Source organism: Anaerococcus lactolyticus S7-1-13 (assembly GCF_000758765.1).
In the GTDB taxonomy this organism is placed as follows: domain Bacteria; phylum Bacillota; class Clostridia; order Tissierellales; family Peptoniphilaceae; genus Anaerococcus; species Anaerococcus lactolyticus.
In genome coordinates this window covers 1-23,570 of sequence record NZ_JRMW01000024.1, presented here as the reverse complement: position 1 = coordinate 23,570, position 23,570 = coordinate 1, and the positions used below count along the sequence as shown (strand labels likewise).

The window sequence follows — 23,570 nt, the reverse complement described above, 5'->3', positions numbered from 1 at the left end:
ATTTACGCCTATTTTGTAATTATTGTCATTGCTGTCTTTAAAAGTATTGATATATCAGTCTTTATTGACAGATTTTCTATATATTTTAACTTAAGATCAATCTTTATTGGAAGAATTTTTTCAAGGTAAATTTTCTCACTATCCTCAATCGAATTATAATATTCTGATTCATTTCTGAATTCTATTGAAGCATAATCAGTAATACCTGGTCTTACGGCAAAGATTACATCATAGTAATTTGGATATAAATTTACCATCTTTGGTGTCTCTGGCCTTGGTCCTACTAAAGACATATCTCCCTTTAGTACATTTATAAATTGTGGGAGCTCGTCAATCTTCCATTTTCTTAAGAAGGCACCAGTTTTGGTTATCCTTGGATCGTTTTTGACTGTTAGGTTGTCAAGATTCTTATCGGCTCCTACCCTCATTGTCCTAAATTTAATAATATAAAATGGCCTTTTACCCTTGGCTAGTCTTTCTTGTTTATAAAAAACTGGCCCTTTAGAATCAAGCTTGATTGCTATTGCAACTATTATCATAGGAATAGCAATTATAATTAGGACGATAAGTGATACTAGTATATCAAAAAACCTCTTAAAAAATAAGCTGACTTTTTTATTATTTAATTTTTCATAAATTAAATCTTCATTTACCTTGTTCACTTCTAACCTCAGTTTTATCTAATCTTAAACTATTAAACTACATTTTTTTTAATAGTCTAGTAAAACTATTCTACTTCTGGCCAACCTTCTGTTTTATAGGACTTATAATTTTCATCAATCCACAAAACTTCAGCCCCAACCTTTTTCGCAAACTCACGACCTTCTTCTAGGTCAATGATGAATAGGTAGGTTGAAATGGTATCTGCCTTTGCTATATCATCTAAAATTACGGATACTGACCTCCACCTTGTTGATGGATACATAGTAGCTGGGTCAATGATGTGGTGGTACCTCTTGCCATTAACCATAAAATATCTCTGATAATCACCACTTGTTACTACAGAAGTATTTTTAAGACTTACTATTGATGAATATGGATTTTCCTTATCATCTAGGTTTGGATTTTGTATGCCTATCTTGTAATATGAATTTTCGCTGGCCGGGTTGTCTCCGATTAGAACATCGTCGCCACCAACAGATAAGATTCCATGCTTAAGTCCTTCTTTTTGTAAAATATTTGCAATTATCTTTGTAGCATAACCCTTACCAATAGCCCCAATATCAATTTGTACATCTGGGTCTTTTATGAAAACTGTGCCAGCTTTTTCGTCAACAACTATTGAGTCTATATCTTTGTGCTTACTTGCCTTAACTAGCATACTTTCTTCTGGTATAGCAGCCTTGTCCGGATTATCCAAAGACATCTCCCTGTACTCATGCCATAAACCAAGGAGAGAGCCCATAGCTATATTTATTTTACCATTTGTAAGCTTATACATTTTCTTAGAATATTCGACAAGTTCAATAACCTTTGGGTCCACCTTAACAGGCTCCTTGCCGGCGTTTTCGTTTATAGTCCTAAAGTTATTAACCCCATCAAAAGCATCATAGGAATTGTATAATTCGTGGTAAATTTTAAGTTCATCCTTTAAGACCTTTACATAATGATCAAATTCTTCCTGATCTTTTGTATAGGCTATAAAGTTTGTAATAGTATCAAAGTATTCATAGATATTTTCTGTGTGTTTTTCTAATTCGCCACTGTTATTGACTTCTTCGCCCGAATCAGTATTTTTTCCTTCTTCTTGGGAAGAATCTTCCTTAACTGCTTCTACTTTTGGTTTTTCAACACTTTCCTTGGTATTGGCACAAGCAGTTAGACTTGTTGCAAGCGCCAAAATCATAAGTAATTTTTTCATATTTTGTTTATATTTATAGTCTCCATATCCTTGTTGACAGGAAGACCCTCATCTTCTGCCCAACTTAGTAACATTCCCGCTGCGACCTTATCCCTAAAGTCATTCCACCTGCCTTCTAGACCCAATTCATAAACTGTATCTAAAAATTCTGCACTTGGTGATATAAATTCCGCATTTTCTATAAAGTAGTCCCTTTCGCGCCTATCAAGGCTAGAGATAAATGCATCTCTTATATCGCTATTATCTATCTCGCTTGTTCCAGGCATTAGGATATATTTTTCAACATCTTGATCTATATCTATATAGGATGCTTCTATATCTTCATTAGTTTGAATCTCTTTATTAATTCTAATAAAATCAAGAGATTCTGTATTTAACCACATATTTTTTAAATATGTATCCTCGTCTATCAAGGTCCATTTTTCTACTAACCATGATAGGTTGATTGGTTTTCTTTCTTTCATAACTTCTTTATCTTAAAGATTACAGCTTCGTATTGCCAAAGCTCTAACCCGAGATTATTTCCTTTCTTAACTTCTATTCTTCTCTTATTATTCCTATATTCGCCGTATTTTTCATCTAGGGAATTAAAAACTTCTTCAAAGACTAGGTCTTCATCATAATAAATTTCATAGTATGGTTGGTAGACGTTGGCCATATTTAAAATAACCAAATACCTGTCCTCATCTGCCTTTCTCTCATAGGCAAAGACAGAATTAGTATTGTCATCAACCACTCTCCACTGAAAACCAGCCATGTCATAATCATACTTGTAAAAGGCCTTTTCGTCCTTATAAAGTTTATTCAAATCTTTTATAAAACTATTGTAGGAGTCATGGATTGGGTAAGCTAGATAATCCCACCTTATACCAACATTTTCATTCCACTCTTCAAAAGTTGCAATTTCATTGCCCATAAAGTTTAAAATCTTACCAGGATGGGTCATTTGATAGGTCATAAGGACTTTCAATTGCTTAAACTTATCTTCATAAGACCCATTCATCTTATCTACCATAGATTTTTTAAGATGGACGACCTCATCGTGACTTAAAGGCAAGAGAAATCTCTCGTTGTAAAAATAAAACATGGAGAAATTAATCTTTGATTGGTAGTCCCTACGGTTAAATGAATCGACCTTAAAGTATCTTAAAGTGTCATTCATCCAACCCATATCCCACTTATAGTCAAAGCCAAGTCCGCCCTCACAAACAGGGTGGGTAACCTTTGGATAATCAGAAGAATCTTCTGCTATCCTCATCACATCCGGATACAATTTTTCTAGGGTTTCATTAAGGTTTTTGATGAAGAATATATTATCTTCATGCACTCCCCTATTTTTATTGCCATTATAAAATACCATATAAGATACAGCATCAATCCTGATTCCATCAAGGTGAAATTCTTCAATCAAATATGTCATAGAAGACTTCATAAAACTTCTCACATGGCCCTTTGAATAATCAAAATTGTTTGAGCCCCATTCAGAATATTTTAGGTCCATGTATTGAGATTCATACATGGCTGTCCCATCAAAATGATCAAGGCCATAGTAATCAGAGGCATAGTGGACTGCCACCACATCAAGGATAACTCCGATACCATTTTGATGAAGAAGATCAACAAATTTTTTAAAGTCTCTTACAGTTCCATACCTGTGGCTAATGGCAAAAAATCCCGTAGATTGGTAACCCCAAGAAGGATAAAAAGGATATTCTGTAACTGGCATGATTTCAACATGAGTGTATCCCATTTCCTTGATATGATTAATTAGATTATCAACTATATCCAAGAAATTTACATTGCCAGAAAATCTCATAAAAGATCCTATGTGTAGTTCATAAATATTTAGAGGCTTATCGTAATTCTTGCCCCTGGTTTTTATAAACTCATCATCATTAAAAACATAGTCATCTTCTGCTGTGATTTTGGCTGCAAAGTCACCCTCCCCGTCCATAACATGAGCAAAGGGATCCGTTTTTTCCATCCAATTACCATTTTTAACAACAATATATTTGTAGTAATCATTTACTTTAGCCTTATAAAAGCCATAAAAATATCCAAACTCATCATTTTTAATGAGCCTTTCATTTTGCCAATTAGTAAAATCTCCCTTGATGTAAACTTCATCAGCATTTGGCGCATAAACCCTAAAAATATAACCATCTTCATAAGGGATTGCTCCCCATATCTTATGGCCAATAGTTGAGTTGCCTTCTATATAATCTTTTATTTCTTTATAGTTTGTAGGTATTATATTAACTTTCATTAGTATTTCCTATTATATTTTCTATATGTTTAGACAAAATCTCTATACCCTTTATATTTTTAGCTCCCCTTGGGATAATGATATCCGCGTATTTCTTGCTTGGTTCCACGTACTTTTCATGCATAGGTTTTACCTGTTCAATATACTGGGTCAGACAAGATTCCAAAGACCTGCCTCTTTCTACTGTATCCCTAAGGATTCTTCTTTTTAATCGAATGTCACTATCTGCATCTACAAAAACCTTAGTATCAGTAAGTTCTCTTATTTTTTTATCATACAACACCAGGATTCCCTCAATAAGGATGATTTTTTTCGCCCTTACTTTTACTGTATCCTTGCTCCTAGTATGGATTTTATAATCATAAAGAGGCATGTCAATCTCAAGGCCAGCTAATAATTTTTTTAAATCCTCACAAAAAAGGTCAGTATCAAAGGCTTGTGGATGATCATAATTTAAAAGTTTTCTTTCTTCAAAGTCGATATCATCATGGGCCCTATAGTAATTATCATGGCCCACAACTACCAAATCATCCTTGAATTTTTCTGCAATTATTTTTACAATCGTAGACTTGCCAGAGGCTGATCCTCCAGCAATAGCAACGATTTTAGGTTCTATCATAGGCTTATCTCGTTTTTTATTTCCCCTCTTAGATAGGAGTAAAGATTGTCAAATACAATGTCTGCTCTAATTTGCATTGCTTCTTCTGTGTAAAAAGCGACATGGTTAGTTAAAATAACATTTTTAGCATTTCTAAGTGGATAGTCTTCTGGAAGTGGTGGTTCCATATCAAAAACATCTATACCAGCCCTTAACTTATCCTCATTCAAAAGTTTTGCTAGATAGTCATTATCCACAACAGCACCTCTCGCACAGTTGATTAAAACTGCTCCTTCTTTCATAAGGTCAAGTTGGTCTTTTCCTAGGAAGTGCTTGGTTTCCTTATTGTTTGGGATGTGAAGAGATACTATGTCGGATTCCTTAAGCAGGGTCTTAAGGTCAACATATTCTACACCTAAGGCCTTAATATCGTCTTTTTCAGTCCTAGAGAAAGCTATAATCTTGCATCCAAAAACTTGGAGAAGTTCTATGAGTTTTTTTCCTATATGACCTGTGCCTATCACACCAAAAGTTTTGCCCTTAATTAGGGAGCCTAAAAGATAATTATTTTGTCTTTCAAAAATATTTTCCCTATTTTGGTTAAACTTTCTTAAAACTCCAATGGTAAGACCAATTACAAGTTCAGCAACAGAGTCATCTGAATATCCTGAAGCATTTAAAACTTTTATTCCCTTTTCCTTAGAAGCTTCAAGATCAACATGGTCAACTCCTGTGAAGGCAACATCTATTAATTTAAGATTGGTATTTTCTATTACCTTTCTAGATACAGGTTTATTTGTAATCATTGCTATGTCAGCATCTTTTAACCTAGCAATTTTTTCTTCACAGTCCTTGGCACTTTCCTTATAGTAGGTGAATTCATGACCAAGTTTTTCCAATTTTTCTTTTTGTTCTAAAATATAAGATTCTTTAACTTCTAGAGGATCTATAAGACTAATTTTCATCTATCTACTCCTTTATCTAAAACTTCCTTTAAATATTATACTCTAAATGTCGGAATTGTAATCTTTCATAGTTTTTTCATGTAGAAAAATTTGAAATTAAAAAGCCAAGATAAACTTGAAACCTTCTAAGTTCATCCTAGCTTTTCTTTTTTTCTCTTAGAGCCCTAAAAAAACTTTGAAGTTCCTTTAGAGATTCTTCTTCCATAAGACCATAAGAAATCTCTGGCACATTTAGGTGGGGACTGTCCTTATCTATGAAGGATGTGGAAAAGCCACCTCTTTTTGGGTCTTTGCATGCTATCACAAGCCTTTTTACCCTAGAATGCATAATGGCACCTGCACACATCAGACAAGGCTCAAGTGTTACATACATAGTACACTCCTCCAACCTAAAGTCTCCAATATTCTTTCCGGCCTCTTTTAGGGCATAAATTTCGGCATGGTTTAAAGCAGACTTACCCTTATAAGTAAAATTGTGTCCCCTGCCAACTATTCTGTCCCCACAAACAACAACGGCCCCTATCGGGACCTCGTCAATTGATTTTGCAAGTTTGGCTTCATTTATAGCTTCTGTCATAAAAAACTTATCAGCTTTTGTAAATAAATCTTGCATAATATTTCCTTTTGGTGTACCGAAGAGGATTCGAACCTCCGACACCTGCCTTAGGAGGGCAGTGCTCTATCCAGCTGAGCTACCGATACATATAAGGCAAAAAATTTGCCTTTATCTTGCTATTATAGTCTTTAATAAAAAGTCACAAGTATCTTTTACAGTCCTTACAACTCTTGAGAAAAGACTCGCTCTATCAAGGGCCTTTTTTGAAAACAAGCCGACAGTGTGGCTTTCATCCTTATAGGATACCTCCACCTCACCCAAATCTTCATTTTCTTTTATAGGCGCTTTTATATCATCTTTTATATTATACTTTATTGTAGGATTTTCGCCTTCTTTTATTATCATTTTTATATCTTCTTTTGGATAAAGGTCTATATATCCCTGTTTAACAGTTATATCTTTTAAAGATTTTATAGGCACATTAGTGTCTAAGACCACCCTAGTAGAAAAATATTTTGAAACGTAATAAATAAGGTCACTCATAACTTTATTTCTGGTATCTTTTTGGTCTGCGCCCATGACAACACCGATAGATCTAAAGTCATCATTGCTATCAAGTTTACTCATATCTACAGTTGTTACCAAGCAATATCCCGCCTCATCTGTAGTGCCAGTCTTAAGTCCATCTACGCCCTTTATTTCATCCATGAGGGGAATAGTTGATTTTTTATCTATGTCGCGACCTGGGTCTTTAATTTCCCTAATAGCTGCATAGTCTAAGATTTCCGGATAAGTTTTTAGGATATATTGACTTAGCTTGAATAAATCTCTGGCAGAAGAAGTATTTTGGTAACCATCTTCTGTTTGTACTCCACTAGAATTATAATACACTTGGCTTTTTAGGTCAAGCTCTTTTGCTTTTTCATTCATCTCTCTTGCAAAAGCTGGTTCTGAAACTGAAACAGTATTGGCTAAAAGGTAGGCACAGTCATTGCCTGAAACAGCTATTAGTCCCTTTAGAAGCTCATCAACAGTATAGGTTTCCCCTTCCTTAACTCCCAAGGAAGAATATTCCCAGCTTGTTAATTTTTCTGCTTCCTTGTCAGCCTTGACCTTGGTGTCAAGTTTAAGAGCTCCACTATGGATAGCATCCATTGTTACGAGAAAAGTCATAAGTTTACTTAAGGATGCCATAGCCCTTGGCTCGTCAGCATTTTTTTCGTAATAAACTTCTCCATTTTCTTCGTTGGCTATTATGTAGGCTTTTACATTTTCATCTAGACCTACTATTTTATTTTGCCCAGCCGCAAGGCTTATTGGCATAAGAAAGATAAAAGCCGCCATAATTAGACTTGCTAGCTTGTATTTGTATTTCATATTTGCTCCTAGTTTAAAAAGGACTCAAGCTTTTTGTAATTATTTCTCAAAAGCTTTAGAGTGTTCACATCAGTTTGCTTATCATAATCAAAACCTAATTCTTCTGCTTCAGCCATACCGACCTTTCTAAAAAGTATTGTGGCCTTAAAGAGAGAATTATAAATGTTAAGTGGATTAATATCATGGAAGGTATCTTCAAGATCATCCTTGTATTCCTTGCTAAGAGTGTGGGCAAAGTTTCTTCCATCCCTACCAACATCCATTCCACCCTTGTATTTGTTAACAACATGGATTCTGAGCATTTTTATAAGCTCATCTCTCAGATTTTCCATCCTAATAGCTGCAGCCAGGGTATTATTTTGATTTAGGTAAAGTGAAATCTCTATTGCATAGGCAAAAAAGTTTTTCACCGTTTGGCTAAACTCGTATTCCTTTACAGGATTATAGGTAAATTCCTTATTTGGTAAGAGAGCCTCACTACCAGCCTTATTATACAAAAACTCAATGTCAGTTGGTAATGTTTTTATAAAATCTTTAGCAATATCACTACTTATGATTGATTCAGAAACTTTGATATTATCCATTTTATAAAGGTCGATTGTTGTAAAAGAGAACTTGTTTTTATCTAGTTCTGCTTTTTCTTTTACCCTATTTACAAAGATTACATCATCAAAAAGACCCTTAAATTCTTCCTCAAGCTTAGCTATGATTATTTCATTAGCTACTGTATATACGCTGTAAAATTCATCATTATTTAGCCTTTTTACATAAAAAATAGATTCAATTGCTGGATTTGTTTTTGCATATTCTTTTATTTTTTGCGAAATATCATTTCTCATTATTACTCCAACTTTCTATAAAGTTTTTTAGCATTTTTGCAGTCAAGCCCCAAATCACCGGCTTGGTATCATAGAAAAACATTTCATTATAACCGGTTTGAAACTTATAATCCTTGCCGTTAGGAATCTTATCAAATGGAAAATCTTTAGGAAAGTCCATTCTATAAGGTGCCATGTATGAAATTGGTGGATTATTTTTAAAAAAGTCAATGTCAACCGTAAAAATTGACTCCACTTCATTATTATACTTTATTTCCTGCAAATTTTTATTAATTCTACCATAAAAACTTTTAATGTGCCTATAAGACGATGTAAGGATCATTGAAGAATATCCTAAATAGTCGATATCAGATTCTTTTAACCCGAGCTCTTCTATTGTCTCTCTTATAGCAGCCTCGCTAAAATCTTCGCCACCTTCAAGTCTCCCACCTGGGAAAGATACTTCTCCAGGTTGACTTACGCTTTCGCTTCTTACCTCAAATAAGATATGGTCTTTGCCATCTACTTCTATTAAAGGAATGAAAACTGCATATGATTTTAGTTTGTCCAAAAATTCCTGGTCAACTTGTAAATATTTCATAGAAACCTCTAATAAAATCATATATAAATAAGCTGATAAAGTCAAGCTTTATGGTATAATAATCGTGTACTAAGAATAGAAACTTAGTTATAGAAAGGATTTTTAATGCTTAAAGAATTTAAAGAATTTATTACCCGTGGCAATGTACTAGACATGGCTATAGGTATTATTATGGGATCAGCCTTCACAGCTATTGTAACTAGCATGGTTGAAGACCTTTTGATGCCAATACTTGCAGGGCTTACTTCAGGAATTAATTACGAAGACTTAGTAATTAATATTGCTGGAGCCCAACTTAAACTAGGCTCTTTCATCAATTCAGTTATTACATTTTTAATTATAGCCTTCGTTCTATTTTTGATGATAAAATCAATTAACCTTCTTCACAAAAAGAAAGAAGAACCAAAAGTAGAAAACGAAAAAAATTGCCCATACTGCAAGAGCAAAATTGATATTGATGCAACCAGATGTCCAAATTGCACATCTAAATTAGAAAACTATTCAAACGCAAATGAATAAATTAAAATAGGGACCAAGCCATGGCTAAAGTCCCTTTATTTTATCTCTTTTTTACTTTTACATAATCACAGGCTGAGCACCTGATTTCATCTGTATTCCTATTTTTTTTGTGGATTAAAAGATTGCCACACTCTGGGCATGTTTCACCTGTTGGTGGGTCCCATAGGGCGTAGTCGCACTTTGGATAATTGTTGCAACCATAAAATCTCTTGCCCCTCTTAGAAACTTTTTCTATAATTTCCCCGTCCTTGCACTTTGGACACTTAACTCCAGTTGTTTTTATGATAGATTTTGTGAAGTCACAATCAGGAAAACCAGTGCAACCAATAAACTTTCCATTTCTACCATGTTTTACTGCAAGAGCCTTGCCACATTTTGGGCATTTTTCATCCAATACCTTATCCTTGACCTTGTAATCTGTTGTATCTTTTTTTACAGCGTCCATGTCTTTTCTGAAGTCCTTGTAAAAGGCGTTTAATACATCTTTCCAATTAACGCCATCTTCAGCGATTTTATCAAGCTGGTTTTCCATGTCTGCAGTAAATTCTACGTTAATTACATCATCAAAATTTTCTTGTAAAAATTCATTTACAGTCTTGCCAAGCTTGGTTGGGTAAATTGATCTGCCATCAAGTTCAACATAGTTTCTAGATATTATTTGGTTTATAGTCGCAGAATAAGTTGAAGGTCTGCCTATGCCAAACTCCTCTAGGGTTTTTACTAAAGAAGCCTCTGTATACCTGGCTGGTGGGTTGGTAAAGTGTTGGTCCTTTTCGATTTTTTCAGCACTTATGACCTCGCCTTCCTTAAGGTCTGGCAAAATATTTTCATTATCTAGGCTTCCTGAAAGTTTATTAAAACCATCAAATATAGTGATTTTTCCATTTGACCTAAAGATTATACCGTTGTTGTCATAATTAATTTGAGTTGATAAATATTCATAATCAGCCATTTGACTTGCTACTACCCTTGACCAGATTAGCTTATAAAGCTTGTATTGTTGGTCTGTTAGGTAGGTTTTGATGGAGATTGGGTCTCTAAATATTGAAGTAGGTCTGATTGCCTCGTGGGCATCTTGGCTGCCCTTTTTCTTGCCAGAATAGGTGTTTCCCTTGCCAGCGTATTCTGCTCCGTATTTTTCCTTGATATATTTTAAGGATTCACCAACAATTTCCTTTGATATCCTAGTCGCATCTGTTCTCATGTAGGAAATTAGACCTACTGTTCCATCCTTACCAATGTCTATTCCTTCGTAGAGTTGTTGGGCAAGTTGCATGGTAAATTTAGTTGAAAAACCAAGTCTATTTGATGCATCTTGTTGGAGGGTTGAGGTTGTGTATGGAGCATAAGGTCGTCTTTTTCTCTTGGTTTTAGAAATTGATTCGACTTTAAAATTGTCCTTATCAATTTTTTCTAATACTTTTTTGGCACCAGCTTCATTTGCAACCTTCATTTTTTTTGTTTTTGTGCCATAAAATTCAGATTCGAAGGATATATCCCCATACTTATGTTTGGCAGTTATGGTCCAATATTCTTCTGGTATAAATTCATCAATTTCTTTTTGCCTATCTACAATTAGTTTAAGGGCAACTGATTGAACACGACCTGCAGACAGTCCTGATTTTACCCTCTTCCACAAGATTGGGCTTATCTCATAACCTACTATCCTATCCATGACCCTCCTTGCTTGTTGGGCATCGACTAGGTTTTTATCAATCTTTCTTGGTTTTTTCATGGCAGCTAGGACATTATTTTTGGTGATTTCGTGAAATTCCACCCTATTATTTTCATTTGGATCAAGGTCTAGAAGATATTCTAAGTGCCAAGAAATAGCTTCACCTTCCCTATCAGGGTCTGTTGCCAGATAAACCTTGTCAGCAGTTTTCGCTTCTTTTTTAAGCTCATTAATAGTTTTCGCCCTGCCCCTCACCTTTATGTATTCAGGCTCAAAATTATTTTCTATATCAACTCCAAACTTGCTCTTAGGTAGGTCTCTAAGGTGGCCAACTGTTGCCTTTACCTTGTAGTTTCTGCCTAGCATTTTTGAAATTGACCTAGCCTTGGTAGGCGACTCCACTATTACTAGATTTTTAGCCAAAGTCTCACTCCTTTATTGTAAACTCATTGTTTCCGATATTCTCAATTATATTCTTAAGTTCTAAGCTTGTTAAAATAAAATTTATTACATCAATTTCAAAATCCAAATTGAGTGCCAAGTCATCAGCACTGGTATTTGGATTATTCTCAATATATCTTACTACACTAGCTTCGTCTTTATCAAGTGCACTATAATCAATCACCTTTTTTTCAACCTTCTTATCAAGCAGATAATCTAGTTCTTCTAGGATGTCTTCGGCGCACAAGATTAATTTTGATCCGTCTTGGATAAGCTTATTTGTCCCCTTGGAATAAATAGAATTGATGTTGCCGGGCACAGCAAAGACTTCCTTGCCCTGGTCTAAGGCACACCTGGTTGTAATCATAGTTCCAGACTTTTCTTTCGCTTCTATAACCACAGTTGCCAGACTAATTCCAGAAATAATCCTATTTCTCCTAGGAAAATTATAGCCAATCGGAGGTGTCTCTAGAGGAAATTCTGATAAAATCAGCCCATCTTCCTCGATTTTTTCATACAAAAACTTATTTGCTATTGGATAAACTTGGTCAATCCCACAACCGATTACTCCTATAGTCCTACCACCAACATCAAGTGTCGCCTTGTGACACATAGCATCAATTCCATAAGCAAGGCCAGAAACAGTTGTAAGACCCGCGCTAGCAATAGAACCTGCCAAATTTTTGCAAGCCCACTTACCGTAGTCGGTGCACTTTCTTGCCCCAACAAAGGCTATAGACTGGCTGTCACGACCATGGTCAAGCCTTCCCTTGTAGTACAAAACTGCTGGTCTATCATCGATGTATTTTAAATTTTCAGGATAGGATTCATCAAGAATTGTTACAAAGTCCACACCAAGCCTAGCGACTTTTTCCCTATAGGTTTTAAAATCCTCGAGACTTTTGGGACTAAAAATCCTTTCATAGTTTGCATCATTAAGGAAAGAATAATCAACTCTTGTCAGCTCAAAAAAATTTTCAAGACCCGTATTATCAAAAATATCTAGGATAGTCCTGTTGTTTATATTTATGTAATTTAAGTATAATAAAATTTCTCTCTTATCCATATCAAAAAGCATTTTCTATATAATTTATTTTTCTTGTGTCTAGGTAAACTTCGCTAACATCAAAGCTCATCAAAAAATCAGTCATATCATTTTCCACTAGATAGGCCTGGCTAGCCCTTCTTATCCTTTGCTGCTTATAAAAATCTACCGCCTCTGCCGCATAGGCAAAATCATCTGATTTACGAGTCTTAACTTCAACAAAGGCTATCAAGTCGCCCTTAATGGCTATCACATCTATCTCTCCAAAGGGTTTGGAATAATTTCTATCTAGGATTCTGTAGCCTTTTTTCTCTAGGTACGAGGCTGTGAGCTCTTCACCAAAATCCCCAATTTCTCTTTTTCGTGTCATATAAATGATAACTGCCTTTCGTGAAATTTCCTCAAAAAACTTTGTCTATGAATAGGAGTTTCTCCATGCTGTTCGAGTCCTTGATAATGAGCCTTTGTTCCATAGCCAAAATTTGTTTCAAAACCATAACCCGGATAAATTTTTGAAAAATTAATCATTATATCATCTCGTCTAACTTTTGCTAAAATCGATGCACATGAAATAGCATATTCATTTAGGTCACCCTTCACAATATTTAGTTGGGGAAGGTCTGTGTCAATCCTTTCTGCATCTATTAGTACAATATCTGGACGTATTTCAAGATGGTCGAGGGCTTCTTTCATAGCGCCCAGGGTCGCCTGTCTAATATTGATTAGGTCAATCTTTCTGGAATTTGCAAAACCATAGGAAACTGCTAGGGCATCTGCCAAAATTTTTTCCTTCAAAACCAGCATCTTCTTTCGACTCAGCTTTTTAGAATCAGTAACTCCCTCTATGTGGGAATCCTTTTTCATAATGACTGCACAAGTTACAACTGGACCTGCTAGAGGACCTCTTCCTACCTCGTCAATTCCCGCAATATGATCGTATTTTTCGTATATTTCTTTTTTTATTTGGTCATTATAATCAGAATATTTCATAGTTTCTCTAGGGTAATTCTTCCAAGCTTGCCTGTCCTAAAATCGTTAAGTATGATACTTGCTGTCCTCGTATAATCAAAATCTCCACCAGCAATAATTGCCCCACGCTTTTTTGCAATAGCTTCATAAATATCAATAGCTTCCGCACTTGGGTCTACCCCATATCTTTCCTTTAGGTTTTCTGGATATTCCTTTGCTATTTCTTTTAAAAAATAAAGGGTAAGATCTTCTATATTTAGGATTTCATCCTTAATGGCGTTGGTAAAAGATAGATGTAGGCCAGTCCTATCATCAAATTTTGGCCAAAGGACACCTGGAGTATCCAATAATTGCAGATTAGAATTAGTTTTAATCCACTGTTTGGTTTGAGTGACCCCTGGACGGTTGCCAACTCTCGCTCCCTTCCTTTGGGCAACATTATTTATAAAAGTAGACTTGCCAGAATTTGGCACGCCAACAATCATCATCCTGATTAGAGGGTTATCAATTTCTTTTTCCTCGTGTTTTTTAAACTTATCTGCCAAAATTTCCCTGGCTATATCGTAAATTTTGCCCACATTGATTCTCTCTTTAGAGTTCATAGGCAAAGCCACAATTCCATCGCTTTTAAACTTATTAATCCACTTTTGATTTTCTTTTGGATCTGAAAGATCTACCTTATTCATAATAATGAGCCTTGGCTTATCCCCCAAAATATCATCAAGCATTGGATTTCTCGAAGATTCTGGAATCCTCGCATCTATAATCTCTAAAACTATGTCAACCAGCTTTAGGTTTTTTTCTATATCTTCCTTGGTCTTTTTCATATGACCAGGAAACCAATTTATATTAAGTGCCATATCTATCTCCTAACTTACCTACTATTATACATAAATAATTGAAAAAATAAAAATTATAAATTTATGGATTCAAAAATGCCTTAAAGTTTCCTTTAAGGCATTTGTTATTTTAGTAATTTTTTATCAGTTTTTACTTCGCAAGCTTTGCTTGCTCGAAAACTGTGAAAATCGAAAAAAACATCGCTTACGATGTTTTTTTCTACCATTAATAGTTTGTTTTTTCTTTAACTTTAGCAGCCTTACCTTGACGTTCTCTTAGGTAGCTTAGTTTAGCTCTTCTTACCTTACCACGTCTGGTTACTACTAATTTTTCTATTCTTGGGTTGTGGTATAGGAAAGTTCTTTCTACACCTACACCATAAGAAATTCTTCTTAGGGTAAAGGTCTTGCCTACTCCACCTTCACTGATGTAAATTACAGTTCCTTCAAAGTCTTGAAGTCTTGTCTTGTCGCCTTCTTTGATTCTGTAGCTTACTCTTACAGTATCACCTACATTAAAGTCAAAGTTATCTTGACGTAGGTTTTCACTTTCTATTTTTTTGATTAAATCCATCTTTGCTCTCCTCTCGTAAGTACTTTTCGTATAAGTCTGGTCTTACTCTTTTTGTTTTTTCTATTGCATTTTTCTTATTCCAAGCTGCGATTTTTTTGTGGTCTCCACTTACAAGTTCGCTTGGTACATGGTAGCCATTAAATACTCTTGGCTTGGTGTATTCATCTTGTTGCAACAATATATTATAGTGAGAATCTGTTGTTAATGACTCTTCTTTGCCTACAACTCCGTCTATGAATCTTGCCATGGAGTCTATTAAGACCATGGCTGGGATTTCGCCACCTGTTAGGACATAGTCGCCTATGGATATTTCATAGTCTACATAGTGGTTGGTTATTCTAGCGTCGATGCCTTCATAATGACCGCATATTATTATCAAATGTTCAATACTTGCAAAGTCGATTGCTAACTTCTGATCTAAAACTTTTCCTGTAGCCGACATAAAGGCTACTTTTGACTTGGCTGTTTTGACTGATAATAGGGCGTCATATATTACTTGAGGTCTGATTAGCATGCCGGCTGCCCCGCCGTATACTGTATCGTCGACGTGATTGTGCTTGTTGTTTGCAAAATCTCTCATGTCCACTATTTCGAGTTCTAGTTTTTTATTTTCGATTGCCCTGCCTATTACTCCATAAGTCCTTAAAAATTCAAAGGATTCAGGAAACAAGGTCAGGAGTGTTACCTTATTCATAGTCACTAAAATTTTCTACTTCAATTATTTTTTCTTCAGTATCAATTTTTTTGATTGTATTTTTGATAGCTGGAAGTAATACTTCGCTCCTATCAGTTTTTATAACGTATACGTCATTGGGATATACACCTGTGATTACATCTACGATTTCACCTACTTTTTGCCCATTTGAGATGACTTTCAGACCCATTAGGTCTTTTATGTAGACTTCATCTTCAGCTAGTTTTCCCAAATCTTTTTCGTCTATTGTTAAATCTTTGCCCACGAATTTAAGGATATCGTTGATATTATCATATTCTTCAAAGCCTAAGACCAACATAGCTTTTTGCTTGTAAGCTCTTTTTATGGTGACAATTTCGTCATCAATAAAAAGTTTTGCTCCAATTTTAAATCTATCTTCATTGTCGCTTAGACTTTTTACTTTTACTTCTCCCCTAATTCCTTGGGTTTTTACAATCTCTCCTACTGAGATTCTCATATTTTTATGTTTACCTTAACATTTTCCTTTATAGCTGCACTTCTTGCGATAGTTCTGATGGAGTTTATGATATTGCCTCTAACTCCTATTACCCTACCCTTATCTTCTTCAGCAACTTTAATTAAGATGTTAACCTCGCTGCCTTCGCGATTTTCTACAATTTCTACAGCTTCTTTGTCTGTTACTAATTCTTTAACGATTAATTCTACTAATTCTTTCATAATTATGCTAATACATCATTGTCTTTGAATAGCTTTTCTACAATAGATGTTGGTTGAGCACCGTTTTTAATCCATTGTTTAGCTTTTTCGTTGTCAACTCTAAATACTTTTGGTTCAGAAACTGGGTTATAATAACCAATTTCTTCAATAAATCTACCATCTCTAGCTCTTCTAGAGTCTGCTACTACCACTCTGTAGAATGGTTTTTTCTTTTGTCCTAATCTTTTTAATCTAATTTTTACTGCCATTTTTTCCTCCTTATTTTTTAAAAGAAAGGCATCTTTGGAAAGCCTCTGCCTCTTTTTCCTTTTTTCTGTAGTCCGCTCATCTTTTTCATCATTTTTTTAAGCTCTTTAAATTGTTTTAATAGCTTATTAAGTTCGCGAACATCTACCCCAGAACCGTTTGAAATCCTGGTTTTTCTGCTGTTGCCAATAATTTCAGGCTTGTCTCTTTCTTCCTTAGTCATCGAATTAATTAGGGCTTCAATCTTATCAAAGCCGGCATCATCCACATTGACACCCTTGAGCATTTTTGAATTTACACCCGGTATCATAGCTAGCAAGTCTTCAAGAGGTCCCATATTTCTAATCTGTTGGATTTGTTCCATAAAATCATCCAGACTATAGGTTTGCTCCCTCATCTTTGCTTCTAATTTTTTAGCATTCTCTAAGGAAAATTGCTCTTCAGCCTTCTCTATTAGCGAAAGTACATCACCCATTCCAAGGATCCTACTTGCCATCCTGTCTGGATAGAAAGGCTCTAAATCGTCAAGTTTTTCGCCTACACCTATAAATTTGATAGGCTTACCTACAACTTGTCTAATTGAAAGTGCCGCTCCACCTCTTGCATCACCATCTAGTTTTGTGAGTATTACACCAGTTATGTCTAGGTAGTCATCAAAGGATTTTGCCACATTTACTGCTTCTTGACCAGTCATAGCATCCACAACCAAGAGGATTTCGTCAGGTTTTACTACTTCTTTGATAGCCTTAAGCTCATCCATGAGATCAGTATCTATCTGAAGCCTACCTGCTGTATCGAGGATTACTGTATCATAATTATTAATCCTTGCGTAATCCTTGGCCTCTTTGGCAATTTTTATAGGATCTTCCTTGCCCTTCTCAAATACAAAGGTATTTGCTTGCTTACCTACGACCTTCAATTGTTCAATGGCTGCAGGTCTATAAATATCAAGGGCTGCTAACATAGGATTTCTATTTTCCTTTTGTAGCATTTTTACAAGTTTACCAGAATGAGTAGTTTTACCTGAACCTTGAAGACCTACCATCATCACCATATGTGGTGTACCACCTCTTAAAGCAAGTTTTGAGTTTTCCTTGCCCATAAGGCTGGTCAATTCTTCATTTACGATTTTAACTACCATCTGTCCTGGAGAAAGTGAATTCATCACTTCAGTGCCGAGTGATCTTTCCTTAATAGTCTTGACAAAGTCTTTTACAACCTTGTAATTAACATCCGCCTCAAGAAGTGATAGTCTTATCTCCCTCATAGCGTTGTCAATATCTTTTTCGTTTAATTTTCCTTTTCCCGTTAGTTTTCCAAGGGCTTCTTGGAGTCTATCCGAAAGGCTCTCAAAAACCATATTTGCTCCTAAATCTGTTCAATAATTTCTGTTAATCTTTCAATTGCTTCTTTATTATTTGAACTTTCAATCAGCTCTCTTATTTCATAAAGAGAAGCCTTAAGTTCAGTCTTGCTTTTTAGTAAAGAAAGCTCATTTTCAAACTCAAATAATTTATCCACACTCCTATTAATCATATCTGAAATTGCCTGTTTGCTCTTACCGTCACTGTCAGCAATCTCCTGAAGGGATAAATCTTCGTTGTAATAGCAATTTATAACATCTCTTTGTTTGTCATTTAGAAGTGGGCCATACATATCGTATAGCTGGGCTATTTTTACTATTTTCTCCATCATATCACCTGTCAATATTTTTACTTGACTCCTGTATTATACACGCCTTGCCTAAGCATGTCAAGAATTTTTCTTGACCCAAAATATTTTTCCCTAATGGTTGTGAAATAAAATTTTTTCCATAAAAAAGAGCAGCTAAGATTAGCTGCCCTTATTTTTTTATGGAAGATTGAAAAATGGATTTGATTTTTCTTCTTTATTTTCCATAGATTTGTTTGGTGTTGCTGACTTATATTCGTCTACATTTGATGAATCAACTGTAAATTTAAAGTCAACTTCTTTTTCCTTTCCATCTCTTTCAATTGTTAATTTAACTGTATCACCAAGGTTGTAGGCTAGTAGTAATTTCTTTAAGGCTCCCATATCCTTAACAGGTTTTCCGTCGATTGCTGTAATTATATCGCCTTCCTTGATAGTTTTTTCATCAGTAAATACGCTTACTACATAAATACCACTCTTAGCCTTAATGTTATCTTTTAGGTATTGTAATTGCCTTAGGTAGTCCAAAGATTGACCGGTTATGCCAAGGTAAACTGAATCAAATTTACCTTTTTCTCTTATCTTTTCTATAACTGGTTTTACAGTATTAATTGGAATTGCAAAACCAATTCCATCGCTATTACCAGCCTTGGCAGTGTTAATACCAATTAGCTCACCCTTTGAGTTTAGTAGAGCCCCACCTGAATTACCAGAGTTTATAGCTGCGTCAGTTTGCATCAAACCGTCCATCTGTACACCAGTATTAAAGGAAACTGACCTATTAAGACCAGATATTATACCAGATGTTACAGTAGATTGGAGTTGGAAACCAAGAGGATTACCAATAGCAACAACCCTATCACCAACGCCAATCTTATCAGAATCACCAAGGTCAATTGCCTTTAAATTTTTGTTATTTTTATCAACCTTAATTATAGCAAGATCCAATGATGCATCGTTCCAAACTAATTTAGCTGGAGCTGTTTCTCCATTGTTAAATAAGACATTAATCTCCTTAGCTTCACCATCACTAACAACGTGGGAATTTGTCACAATGTAGCCATCTTCACTTACTATAGATCCTGAACCAATTCCTTCAACATAGCCTGATTGAGGGCCAAAGAATGATTGTCTAGTCACCTTGGAAACTGTATTGATACCAACGACAGAATCAATTGACTTTTTAACCACAACTGACTCCATAGACTCATTTTCTTTAACTTCTATTGGCTTGGTATTTTCTTGCCTTGTTTCTATTTGACTTGTATTTTTACTTACTTCTTTATTGTTTGAATTAACACCTGCTAGTAGGAAATATACTATAAATCCACCAACAATAGCGCCAATTAAAGCAGCAGCAAAAGATGAAAATCTTCCACTATCTTTTTTATAACTTCTATTATTCATATTCTCCTCCTACAAAATAATATATACCCTTTTTGTGGACAAACAATGGAAAAATAATTAAGTTCATATAAAGTCTACAAAAAAACTGATTCCCCACTTATATATAATAAGTTAAGGAACCAGTCCATAAATTAAAGTTTTATTTTTTCTAAAACTGCTTCAGATCTCTTGATGATATCATCAGCTTTTTTGATTAAATTATCTAGTTTATCCCTTACAGGTGCGACAGTCTTAGGAGCAATTGCAATTAGATTTTCTGCTGATTTTTTAGCAGTTTTATTGGCTTCGATAGATTTTTTTAGCTCTTCAATTTGCTCTTCCTTACTTAGTGGTTTGCGTTTATTTTCTTCTTTCTTAATATTCTTAACAACTTTCTTGCCCTTATTCCTAGAATTGTTTAATTTCTGTGCTTCACTGACAAGCTTCTTCATATATGATTCTGTGTCAGTTCCATTAATTTCATCAATATACTTTTTAGCTTCTTCGCTAGTTAGGTTTGAAAAAGAATTTATTTTAGGTAAATATTTATTCCTTGTTGCATAGAGTTTATTATCTTCTTCATTATCAAATTTTAGAGGTTGTTCCAGCTTATCAACTGGGACTATCAACCTATAATACCATTTACCCAAAAATGCACTTAGAATATATGATTCTTTGTTTGCATCCTTTTCTAAAGCATTATATGCTGCTTCTGCTGCCTCTTTCCTTGACTTAAAAGGACCAAACTCATCTCCTTCCAATACTCCATCCTTAATTGTATAAAAAGCGTAGGCCTCGTTTCTTGTGCCAGCAATCAAACCAGTAAATGCAGTTGCAAAAATTAAAGCAGTTGCAAATTTCTTTTTGATTTTCATATCAGACTCCTTTTTTCTATAATATACTTTACTAGGTTAATTAATTCAATAATAATGCATAGTATAAAACATTTGGTAACTAGGCTAGAACCAATTAAATTAGATAAAATATTTCTTCCTTCAATTTCTTATTTTACCTTATCAATATAGGCCCCGTAACCTTCTTCCTCCATCTTGTCCAGAGGAATAAATCTCAAAGCTGCCCCATTTATGCAATACCTTGCCCCACCCTTTTCCTTTGGTCCGTCATTAAATACATGGCCTAAGTGAGAATCTCCTTTTTTGCTCCTTACTTCCACTCTTTCCATGCCACGTGTATTATCAGTCTTATAATTAATACCCGCATCAATTGGCTTAGTAAAAGAAGGCCAACCACAGCCTGCATCGTACTTATCACGTGAGGAAAAAAGTGGCTCTCCAGATACGACATCGACATAAATACCTGGTTCGTCAAAATCATCATATTTTGATGAAAAAGCCCTCTCAGTTTCATTTTCCTGCGTAACCTTATACTCTTCTTCTGTTAATTTTTTCTTAAGTTCCTTCTTGTTTTTATCGATTTTTCTTGTTTCTAAGGGTTTTTCAGCTAGAGAAATATTGATATGGCAATAACCTCCTGGATTCTTATCTAAATAGTCTTGGTGATACTCTTCTGCCAAAACAAAATTTTTCAATGGTTCGACTTCGACTGCAATTTTATCCTTATGTTTTTCTTGCACTTGTCTAATAATCTCATCAATAACAAGTTTGTCATTTTCATTTGTGTAATAAATTCCAGTCCTATATTGCCTTCCAGCATCATTACCTTGCTTATTTACAGATGTTGGATCTATGATCCTAAAATAATACTCTATTATATCTTGTAAAGATACCTTATCTTGATTATAGCTAATCTTGACAGTCTCACTATGGTCAGTTTTGCTGATTTTTTCATAGGATGTCTCATCTGTTTTTCCATTAGCATAGCCAACACTAGTATCAAGGACACCTGGGATTTTCTTAAAATATCCCTCAACACCCCAAAAACATCCACCAGCTAAGTATATTTCCCCCTTATTTTTAACACTTGATAGATTACTCACACCAGTTTCTGTCTTTTGTATAATAGAAGGCTTACTATAGTTGTTTATAATTAATTTAAAACCTATAATGAACAATATTAAAAACAATATTGAAATTAACAATTTTTGCGTTTTCATTTTTTTACCTCTTTACATTTTTAGGTGATTTTACCTCATTAAAGGGAATAATCTAGAAAATTTCTATTAAATTTACATAAAGTCTAATTACATATAATCATTTTTAATAAATAAGATGATAGGGGTAAAAATTTATTCTAATGCTACAAATTGTCTAATAAAAAATAAAATAAAAAAAAGAAAGCCCAAACAAAGCTTTCTATAATTAATGGCGCGTCATTGAAGATTCGAACTCCAGGCCTTCTGGTCCGTAGCCAGACGCTCTATCCAGCTGAGCTAATGACGCATAAAGATTAATTACCTTATTAGTATATCTTATTTTTATAAACTAGTCAAATAAGACCAATGATATTAAATTAAAAAAGCTTGCTAAGCAAGCTAAAAATGGAGCGGATGACGAGATTCGAACTCGCGACCCTCGCCTTGGCAAGGCGATGCTCTACCACTGAGCCACATCCGCATATCGAGCTATAGCTCGAAAGCTAAACAAATATAAAGATTGTGGAGCTGATGATAGGAATTGAACCCACAACCTACTGATTACAAGTCAGTTGCTCTACCAATTGAGCTACATCAGCCCGAAAAAGGTTAATTAGAAAGGAGAAAAAATCCTTTCTTATTTTAAGCAAAATCCCAATTGCTTAAAAAACAAAAATCTATTGGCGACCTGGATGAAAATCGAACCCAGTCCCTTGTAGGGTTTCAAATCGTAAGATTTGAAATCTTCGCGACGAACGTAGTGAGTCCGAAGAACTCTCCGCCGTAACGGCGGACCTAGAACGAAGTCACATCTAGATTATTATTTAGATTGGCGACCTGGATGGGAATCGAACCCACGACCTCCGCCGTGACAGGGCGGCATTCTAACCAGCTGAACTACCAGGCCATAATCAAGGATTAAATAATCCCCAAAAAATATATTAATTATAAATGGTGGAAGTAACAGGGCTCGAACCTGTGACCCCCTGCTTGTAAGGCAGATGCTCTCCCAACTGAGCTATACTTCCATAAACTCGCAACTTGCGAGAAATGCCAATAGGCTAACTGGTGACCCTACCGGGATTCGAACCCGGGATACCACCGTGAAAGGGTGGTGTCTTAACCGCTTGACCATAGGGCCTAATTTAAAATGTTTCTTGATATTATATTTTACGATTCATAATGTTTAAGCTTCGCTTAAAGTGTCTTTGTCGACTTCGTCGACATCTGACCTACCAGCAATTTGCTCCGCAAATTGGGTTAGGATCATAAACCATTTGGCCATAGGGCCTCAATTCTAATATTATATATTAAGATTTTTCAACAAATTAATACCATAGGCTATATAGTCTATGGTCAATTTGGTGACTCCACCGGGATTCGAACCCGGGAAACCAGCGTGAGAGGCTGGTGTCTTAACCGCTTGACCATGGAGCCATATAGCTCCTAGGAAAAATAAGCTAAGAGCTTATAAAAAAATGGTAGCGAAGAAGAGACTTGAACTCTTGACACTCCGGGTATGAACCGAATGCTCTAGCCAACTGAGCTACTTCGCCATAATAAAAATTTGGTTGCGGGAGTAGGATTTGAACCTACGACCTCCGGGTTATGAGCCCGACGAGCTACCAAACTGCTCTATCCCGCGACAATCGCTTTTCTTGGCGCTCAGGGTGGGACTCGAACCCACAACCTACCGGTTAACAGCCGGGTGCTCCAC

At 35.2% G+C, this 23,570-nt stretch carries 26 protein-coding genes and 10 tRNA genes; 1 reads left to right on the top strand and 35 read right to left on the bottom strand.

Translation table 11 applies throughout. The features are described 5' to 3' along the window. Positions 1-8 precede the first annotated feature (8 nt). The 11 genes from HMPREF1630_RS02095 to HMPREF1630_RS02045 all read right to left on the bottom strand — a co-directional run bounded on the left by HMPREF1630_RS02095 (position 9) and on the right by HMPREF1630_RS02045 (position 9,042). Positions 9-662 carry a sugar transferase gene (locus HMPREF1630_RS02095; protein ID WP_004828612.1) on the bottom strand — a complete coding sequence of 218 codons (654 nt, stop codon included), beginning with the start codon at positions 660-662 and terminating at the stop codon, positions 9-11. A 65-nt stretch (positions 663-727) separates the two neighbouring features. Next, entirely contained in the window at positions 728-1,861 is a 1,134-nt protein-coding gene (locus tag HMPREF1630_RS02090; RefSeq protein WP_004828609.1) for an FAD:protein FMN transferase, read from the bottom strand. Continuing rightward, positions 1,858-2,325: a hypothetical protein gene (locus HMPREF1630_RS02085; RefSeq protein WP_004828607.1), complete on the bottom strand. Its 468-nt coding sequence runs from the start codon at positions 2,323-2,325 to the stop codon at positions 1,858-1,860. Before HMPREF1630_RS02085 ends, HMPREF1630_RS02090 begins: the two co-directional genes overlap by 4 nt. After that, the gene (gene glgB, locus HMPREF1630_RS02080; RefSeq protein WP_037326610.1) at positions 2,322-4,127 is read right to left on the bottom strand and encodes a 1,4-alpha-glucan branching protein GlgB; all 1,806 of its coding nucleotides are present in this window, start codon (positions 4,125-4,127) and stop codon (positions 2,322-2,324) included. Before glgB ends, HMPREF1630_RS02085 begins: the two co-directional genes overlap by 4 nt. After that, entirely contained in the window at positions 4,117-4,746 is a 630-nt protein-coding gene (udk, locus tag HMPREF1630_RS02075) for a uridine kinase (RefSeq protein WP_004828603.1), read from the bottom strand. The genes glgB and udk overlap by 11 nt, the downstream gene beginning before the upstream one ends. Next, positions 4,743-5,690: an NAD(P)-dependent oxidoreductase gene (locus HMPREF1630_RS02070; protein ID WP_037326608.1), complete on the bottom strand. Its 948-nt coding sequence runs from the start codon at positions 5,688-5,690 to the stop codon at positions 4,743-4,745. The genes udk and HMPREF1630_RS02070 overlap by 4 nt, the downstream gene beginning before the upstream one ends. Positions 5,691-5,826: 136 nt before the next feature. Further along, positions 5,827-6,303: a nucleoside deaminase gene (locus HMPREF1630_RS02065; RefSeq protein WP_004828600.1), complete on the bottom strand. Its 477-nt coding sequence runs from the start codon at positions 6,301-6,303 to the stop codon at positions 5,827-5,829. 12 nt (positions 6,304-6,315) lie between these two features. Beyond that, positions 6,316-6,392: transfer RNA gene (locus HMPREF1630_RS02060), tRNA-Arg, on the bottom strand. A 22-nt stretch (positions 6,393-6,414) separates the two neighbouring features. Then, a complete protein-coding gene (locus tag HMPREF1630_RS02055) occupies positions 6,415-7,623 on the bottom strand; it encodes a D-alanyl-D-alanine carboxypeptidase family protein (RefSeq protein WP_004828598.1) in 1,209 nt (402 codons plus the stop codon). Positions 7,624-7,631: 8 nt separating this feature from the next. After that, entirely contained in the window at positions 7,632-8,462 is an 831-nt protein-coding gene (locus HMPREF1630_RS02050; RefSeq protein ID WP_004828596.1) for an aminoglycoside 6-adenylyltransferase, read from the bottom strand. After that, complete coding sequence (locus HMPREF1630_RS02045) at positions 8,452-9,042, bottom strand: NUDIX hydrolase (protein ID WP_037326606.1); 591 nt, start codon at positions 9,040-9,042, stop codon at positions 8,452-8,454. Before HMPREF1630_RS02045 ends, HMPREF1630_RS02050 begins: the two co-directional genes overlap by 11 nt. Before the next feature lie 105 nt (positions 9,043-9,147). Here HMPREF1630_RS02045 and mscL point away from each other — a divergent pair, with 105 nt between their 5' ends. Further along, positions 9,148-9,561 (top strand): large conductance mechanosensitive channel protein MscL, encoded by a 414-nt coding sequence (mscL, locus tag HMPREF1630_RS02040; protein WP_037326604.1) that lies wholly within the window; start codon positions 9,148-9,150, stop codon positions 9,559-9,561. 40 nt (positions 9,562-9,601) lie between these two features. On the opposite strand, the gene topA is transcribed toward mscL, so the two are convergent. The 24 genes from topA to HMPREF1630_RS01920 form a co-directional block, all read right to left on the bottom strand. Further along, positions 9,602-11,659, bottom strand: coding sequence for a type I DNA topoisomerase (gene topA, locus HMPREF1630_RS02035; protein ID WP_037326601.1), 2,058 nt, complete (start codon positions 11,657-11,659; stop codon positions 9,602-9,604). A 4-nt stretch (positions 11,660-11,663) separates the two neighbouring features. Continuing rightward, positions 11,664-12,743 carry a DNA-processing protein DprA gene (dprA, locus tag HMPREF1630_RS02030; RefSeq protein WP_037326744.1) on the bottom strand — a complete coding sequence of 360 codons (1,080 nt, stop codon included), beginning with the start codon at positions 12,741-12,743 and terminating at the stop codon, positions 11,664-11,666. Position 12,744: 1 nt separating this feature from the next. Then, positions 12,745-13,092 (bottom strand): YraN family protein, encoded by a 348-nt coding sequence (locus HMPREF1630_RS02025; RefSeq protein ID WP_037326599.1) that lies wholly within the window; start codon positions 13,090-13,092, stop codon positions 12,745-12,747. Next, entirely contained in the window at positions 13,089-13,712 is a 624-nt protein-coding gene (locus tag HMPREF1630_RS02020) for a ribonuclease HII (RefSeq protein ID WP_052039349.1), read from the bottom strand. Before HMPREF1630_RS02020 ends, HMPREF1630_RS02025 begins: the two co-directional genes overlap by 4 nt. Continuing rightward, positions 13,709-14,551 (bottom strand): ribosome biogenesis GTPase YlqF, encoded by an 843-nt coding sequence (ylqF, locus tag HMPREF1630_RS02015; protein ID WP_037326597.1) that lies wholly within the window; start codon positions 14,549-14,551, stop codon positions 13,709-13,711. The genes HMPREF1630_RS02020 and ylqF overlap by 4 nt, the downstream gene beginning before the upstream one ends. A gap of 205 nt (positions 14,552-14,756) precedes the next feature. After that, the gene (gene rplS, locus HMPREF1630_RS02010; protein ID WP_037326594.1) at positions 14,757-15,104 is read right to left on the bottom strand and encodes a 50S ribosomal protein L19; all 348 of its coding nucleotides are present in this window, start codon (positions 15,102-15,104) and stop codon (positions 14,757-14,759) included. After that, positions 15,076-15,798 (bottom strand): tRNA (guanosine(37)-N1)-methyltransferase TrmD, encoded by a 723-nt coding sequence (trmD, locus tag HMPREF1630_RS02005; RefSeq protein WP_037326591.1) that lies wholly within the window; start codon positions 15,796-15,798, stop codon positions 15,076-15,078. Before trmD ends, rplS begins: the two co-directional genes overlap by 29 nt. Then, positions 15,791-16,276: a ribosome maturation factor RimM gene (gene rimM / locus HMPREF1630_RS02000; protein ID WP_004829688.1), complete on the bottom strand. Its 486-nt coding sequence runs from the start codon at positions 16,274-16,276 to the stop codon at positions 15,791-15,793. Before rimM ends, trmD begins: the two co-directional genes overlap by 8 nt. Further along, positions 16,273-16,497: a KH domain-containing protein gene (locus HMPREF1630_RS01995; protein WP_037326588.1), complete on the bottom strand. Its 225-nt coding sequence runs from the start codon at positions 16,495-16,497 to the stop codon at positions 16,273-16,275. Before HMPREF1630_RS01995 ends, rimM begins: the two co-directional genes overlap by 4 nt. Positions 16,498-16,499: 2 nt before the next feature. Beyond that, positions 16,500-16,745: a 30S ribosomal protein S16 gene (rpsP, locus tag HMPREF1630_RS01990; RefSeq protein ID WP_004829684.1), complete on the bottom strand. Its 246-nt coding sequence runs from the start codon at positions 16,743-16,745 to the stop codon at positions 16,500-16,502. A 17-nt stretch (positions 16,746-16,762) separates the two neighbouring features. Then, positions 16,763-18,103 carry a signal recognition particle protein gene (gene ffh, locus HMPREF1630_RS01985; protein WP_037326585.1) on the bottom strand — a complete coding sequence of 447 codons (1,341 nt, stop codon included), beginning with the start codon at positions 18,101-18,103 and terminating at the stop codon, positions 16,763-16,765. An 8-nt stretch (positions 18,104-18,111) separates the two neighbouring features. Then, positions 18,112-18,435 (bottom strand): YlxM family DNA-binding protein, encoded by a 324-nt coding sequence (gene ylxM / locus HMPREF1630_RS01980; RefSeq protein ID WP_037326582.1) that lies wholly within the window; start codon positions 18,433-18,435, stop codon positions 18,112-18,114. 159 nt (positions 18,436-18,594) lie between these two features. Next, the gene (locus HMPREF1630_RS01975) at positions 18,595-19,821 is read right to left on the bottom strand and encodes a S1C family serine protease (RefSeq protein WP_037326579.1); all 1,227 of its coding nucleotides are present in this window, start codon (positions 19,819-19,821) and stop codon (positions 18,595-18,597) included. A 131-nt stretch (positions 19,822-19,952) separates the two neighbouring features. Continuing rightward, positions 19,953-20,675 (bottom strand): GA module-containing protein, encoded by a 723-nt coding sequence (locus HMPREF1630_RS01970; RefSeq protein ID WP_037326576.1) that lies wholly within the window; start codon positions 20,673-20,675, stop codon positions 19,953-19,955. Positions 20,676-20,803: 128 nt separating this feature from the next. Beyond that, entirely contained in the window at positions 20,804-21,874 is a 1,071-nt protein-coding gene (gene msrB, locus HMPREF1630_RS01965) for a peptide-methionine (R)-S-oxide reductase MsrB (protein WP_081931851.1), read from the bottom strand. 209 nt (positions 21,875-22,083) lie between these two features. After that, positions 22,084-22,160: transfer RNA gene (locus tag HMPREF1630_RS01960), tRNA-Arg, on the bottom strand. 99 nt (positions 22,161-22,259) lie between these two features. After that, positions 22,260-22,334 (bottom strand) — tRNA-Gly (locus tag HMPREF1630_RS01955). A gap of 42 nt (positions 22,335-22,376) precedes the next feature. After that, a tRNA-Thr gene (locus HMPREF1630_RS01950) sits at positions 22,377-22,452 on the bottom strand. A 231-nt stretch (positions 22,453-22,683) separates the two neighbouring features. Beyond that, a tRNA-Asp gene (locus HMPREF1630_RS01945) sits at positions 22,684-22,760 on the bottom strand. Positions 22,761-22,805: 45 nt separating this feature from the next. After that, positions 22,806-22,881, bottom strand: a tRNA-Val gene (locus HMPREF1630_RS01940). A 38-nt stretch (positions 22,882-22,919) separates the two neighbouring features. Next, a tRNA-Glu gene (locus tag HMPREF1630_RS01935) sits at positions 22,920-22,994 on the bottom strand. 221 nt (positions 22,995-23,215) lie between these two features. Then, positions 23,216-23,290: transfer RNA gene (locus HMPREF1630_RS01930), tRNA-Glu, on the bottom strand. A gap of 42 nt (positions 23,291-23,332) precedes the next feature. Further along, a tRNA-Met gene (locus HMPREF1630_RS01925) sits at positions 23,333-23,409 on the bottom strand. A 12-nt stretch (positions 23,410-23,421) separates the two neighbouring features. Beyond that, a tRNA-Met gene (locus tag HMPREF1630_RS01920) sits at positions 23,422-23,498 on the bottom strand. Positions 23,499-23,570: the final 72 nt, after the last annotated feature.

What these genes read in the sequence shown, in the direction of transcription:
- rimM (WP_004829688.1), bottom strand. Translation starts at nt 16,276, where the DNA reads ATGAGAATCTCAGTAGGAGAGATTGTAAAAACCCAAGGAATTAGGGGA.
- HMPREF1630_RS02020 (WP_052039349.1), bottom strand. Translation starts at nt 13,712, where the DNA reads ATGAAATATTCTGATTATAATGACCAAATAAAAAAAGAAATATACGAA.
- ffh (WP_037326585.1), bottom strand. Translation starts at nt 18,103, where the DNA reads ATGGTTTTTGAGAGCCTTTCGGATAGACTCCAAGAAGCCCTTGGAAAA.
- udk (WP_004828603.1), bottom strand. Translation starts at nt 4,746, where the DNA reads ATGATAGAACCTAAAATCGTTGCTATTGCTGGAGGATCAGCCTCTGGC.
- HMPREF1630_RS02045 (WP_037326606.1), bottom strand. Translation starts at nt 9,042, where the DNA reads ATGAAATATTTACAAGTTGACCAGGAATTTTTGGACAAACTAAAATCA.
- HMPREF1630_RS02050 (WP_004828596.1), bottom strand. Translation starts at nt 8,462, where the DNA reads ATGAGAAATGATATTTCGCAAAAAATAAAAGAATATGCAAAAACAAAT.
- glgB (WP_037326610.1), bottom strand. Translation starts at nt 4,127, where the DNA reads ATGAAAGTTAATATAATACCTACAAACTATAAAGAAATAAAAGATTAT.
- HMPREF1630_RS02025 (WP_037326599.1), bottom strand. Translation starts at nt 13,092, where the DNA reads ATGACACGAAAAAGAGAAATTGGGGATTTTGGTGAAGAGCTCACAGCC.
- msrB (WP_081931851.1), bottom strand. Translation starts at nt 21,874, where the DNA reads ATGAAAACGCAAAAATTGTTAATTTCAATATTGTTTTTAATATTGTTC.
- HMPREF1630_RS02055 (WP_004828598.1), bottom strand. Translation starts at nt 7,623, where the DNA reads ATGAAATACAAATACAAGCTAGCAAGTCTAATTATGGCGGCTTTTATC.
- mscL (WP_037326604.1), top strand. Translation starts at nt 9,148, where the DNA reads ATGCTTAAAGAATTTAAAGAATTTATTACCCGTGGCAATGTACTAGAC.
- HMPREF1630_RS02070 (WP_037326608.1), bottom strand. Translation starts at nt 5,690, where the DNA reads ATGAAAATTAGTCTTATAGATCCTCTAGAAGTTAAAGAATCTTATATT.
- trmD (WP_037326591.1), bottom strand. Translation starts at nt 15,798, where the DNA reads ATGAATAAGGTAACACTCCTGACCTTGTTTCCTGAATCCTTTGAATTT.
- HMPREF1630_RS01970 (WP_037326576.1), bottom strand. Translation starts at nt 20,675, where the DNA reads ATGAAAATCAAAAAGAAATTTGCAACTGCTTTAATTTTTGCAACTGCA.
- HMPREF1630_RS01995 (WP_037326588.1), bottom strand. Translation starts at nt 16,497, where the DNA reads ATGAAAGAATTAGTAGAATTAATCGTTAAAGAATTAGTAACAGACAAA.
- HMPREF1630_RS02090 (WP_004828609.1), bottom strand. Translation starts at nt 1,861, where the DNA reads ATGAAAAAATTACTTATGATTTTGGCGCTTGCAACAAGTCTAACTGCT.
- HMPREF1630_RS02065 (WP_004828600.1), bottom strand. Translation starts at nt 6,303, where the DNA reads ATGCAAGATTTATTTACAAAAGCTGATAAGTTTTTTATGACAGAAGCT.
- HMPREF1630_RS01975 (WP_037326579.1), bottom strand. Translation starts at nt 19,821, where the DNA reads ATGAATAATAGAAGTTATAAAAAAGATAGTGGAAGATTTTCATCTTTT.
- ylqF (WP_037326597.1), bottom strand. Translation starts at nt 14,551, where the DNA reads ATGGCACTTAATATAAATTGGTTTCCTGGTCATATGAAAAAGACCAAG.
- ylxM (WP_037326582.1), bottom strand. Translation starts at nt 18,435, where the DNA reads ATGGAGAAAATAGTAAAAATAGCCCAGCTATACGATATGTATGGCCCA.
- HMPREF1630_RS02085 (WP_004828607.1), bottom strand. Translation starts at nt 2,325, where the DNA reads ATGAAAGAAAGAAAACCAATCAACCTATCATGGTTAGTAGAAAAATGG.
- rpsP (WP_004829684.1), bottom strand. Translation starts at nt 16,745, where the DNA reads ATGGCAGTAAAAATTAGATTAAAAAGATTAGGACAAAAGAAAAAACCA.
- rplS (WP_037326594.1), bottom strand. Translation starts at nt 15,104, where the DNA reads ATGGATTTAATCAAAAAAATAGAAAGTGAAAACCTACGTCAAGATAAC.
- dprA (WP_037326744.1), bottom strand. Translation starts at nt 12,743, where the DNA reads ATGGATAAGAGAGAAATTTTATTATACTTAAATTACATAAATATAAAC.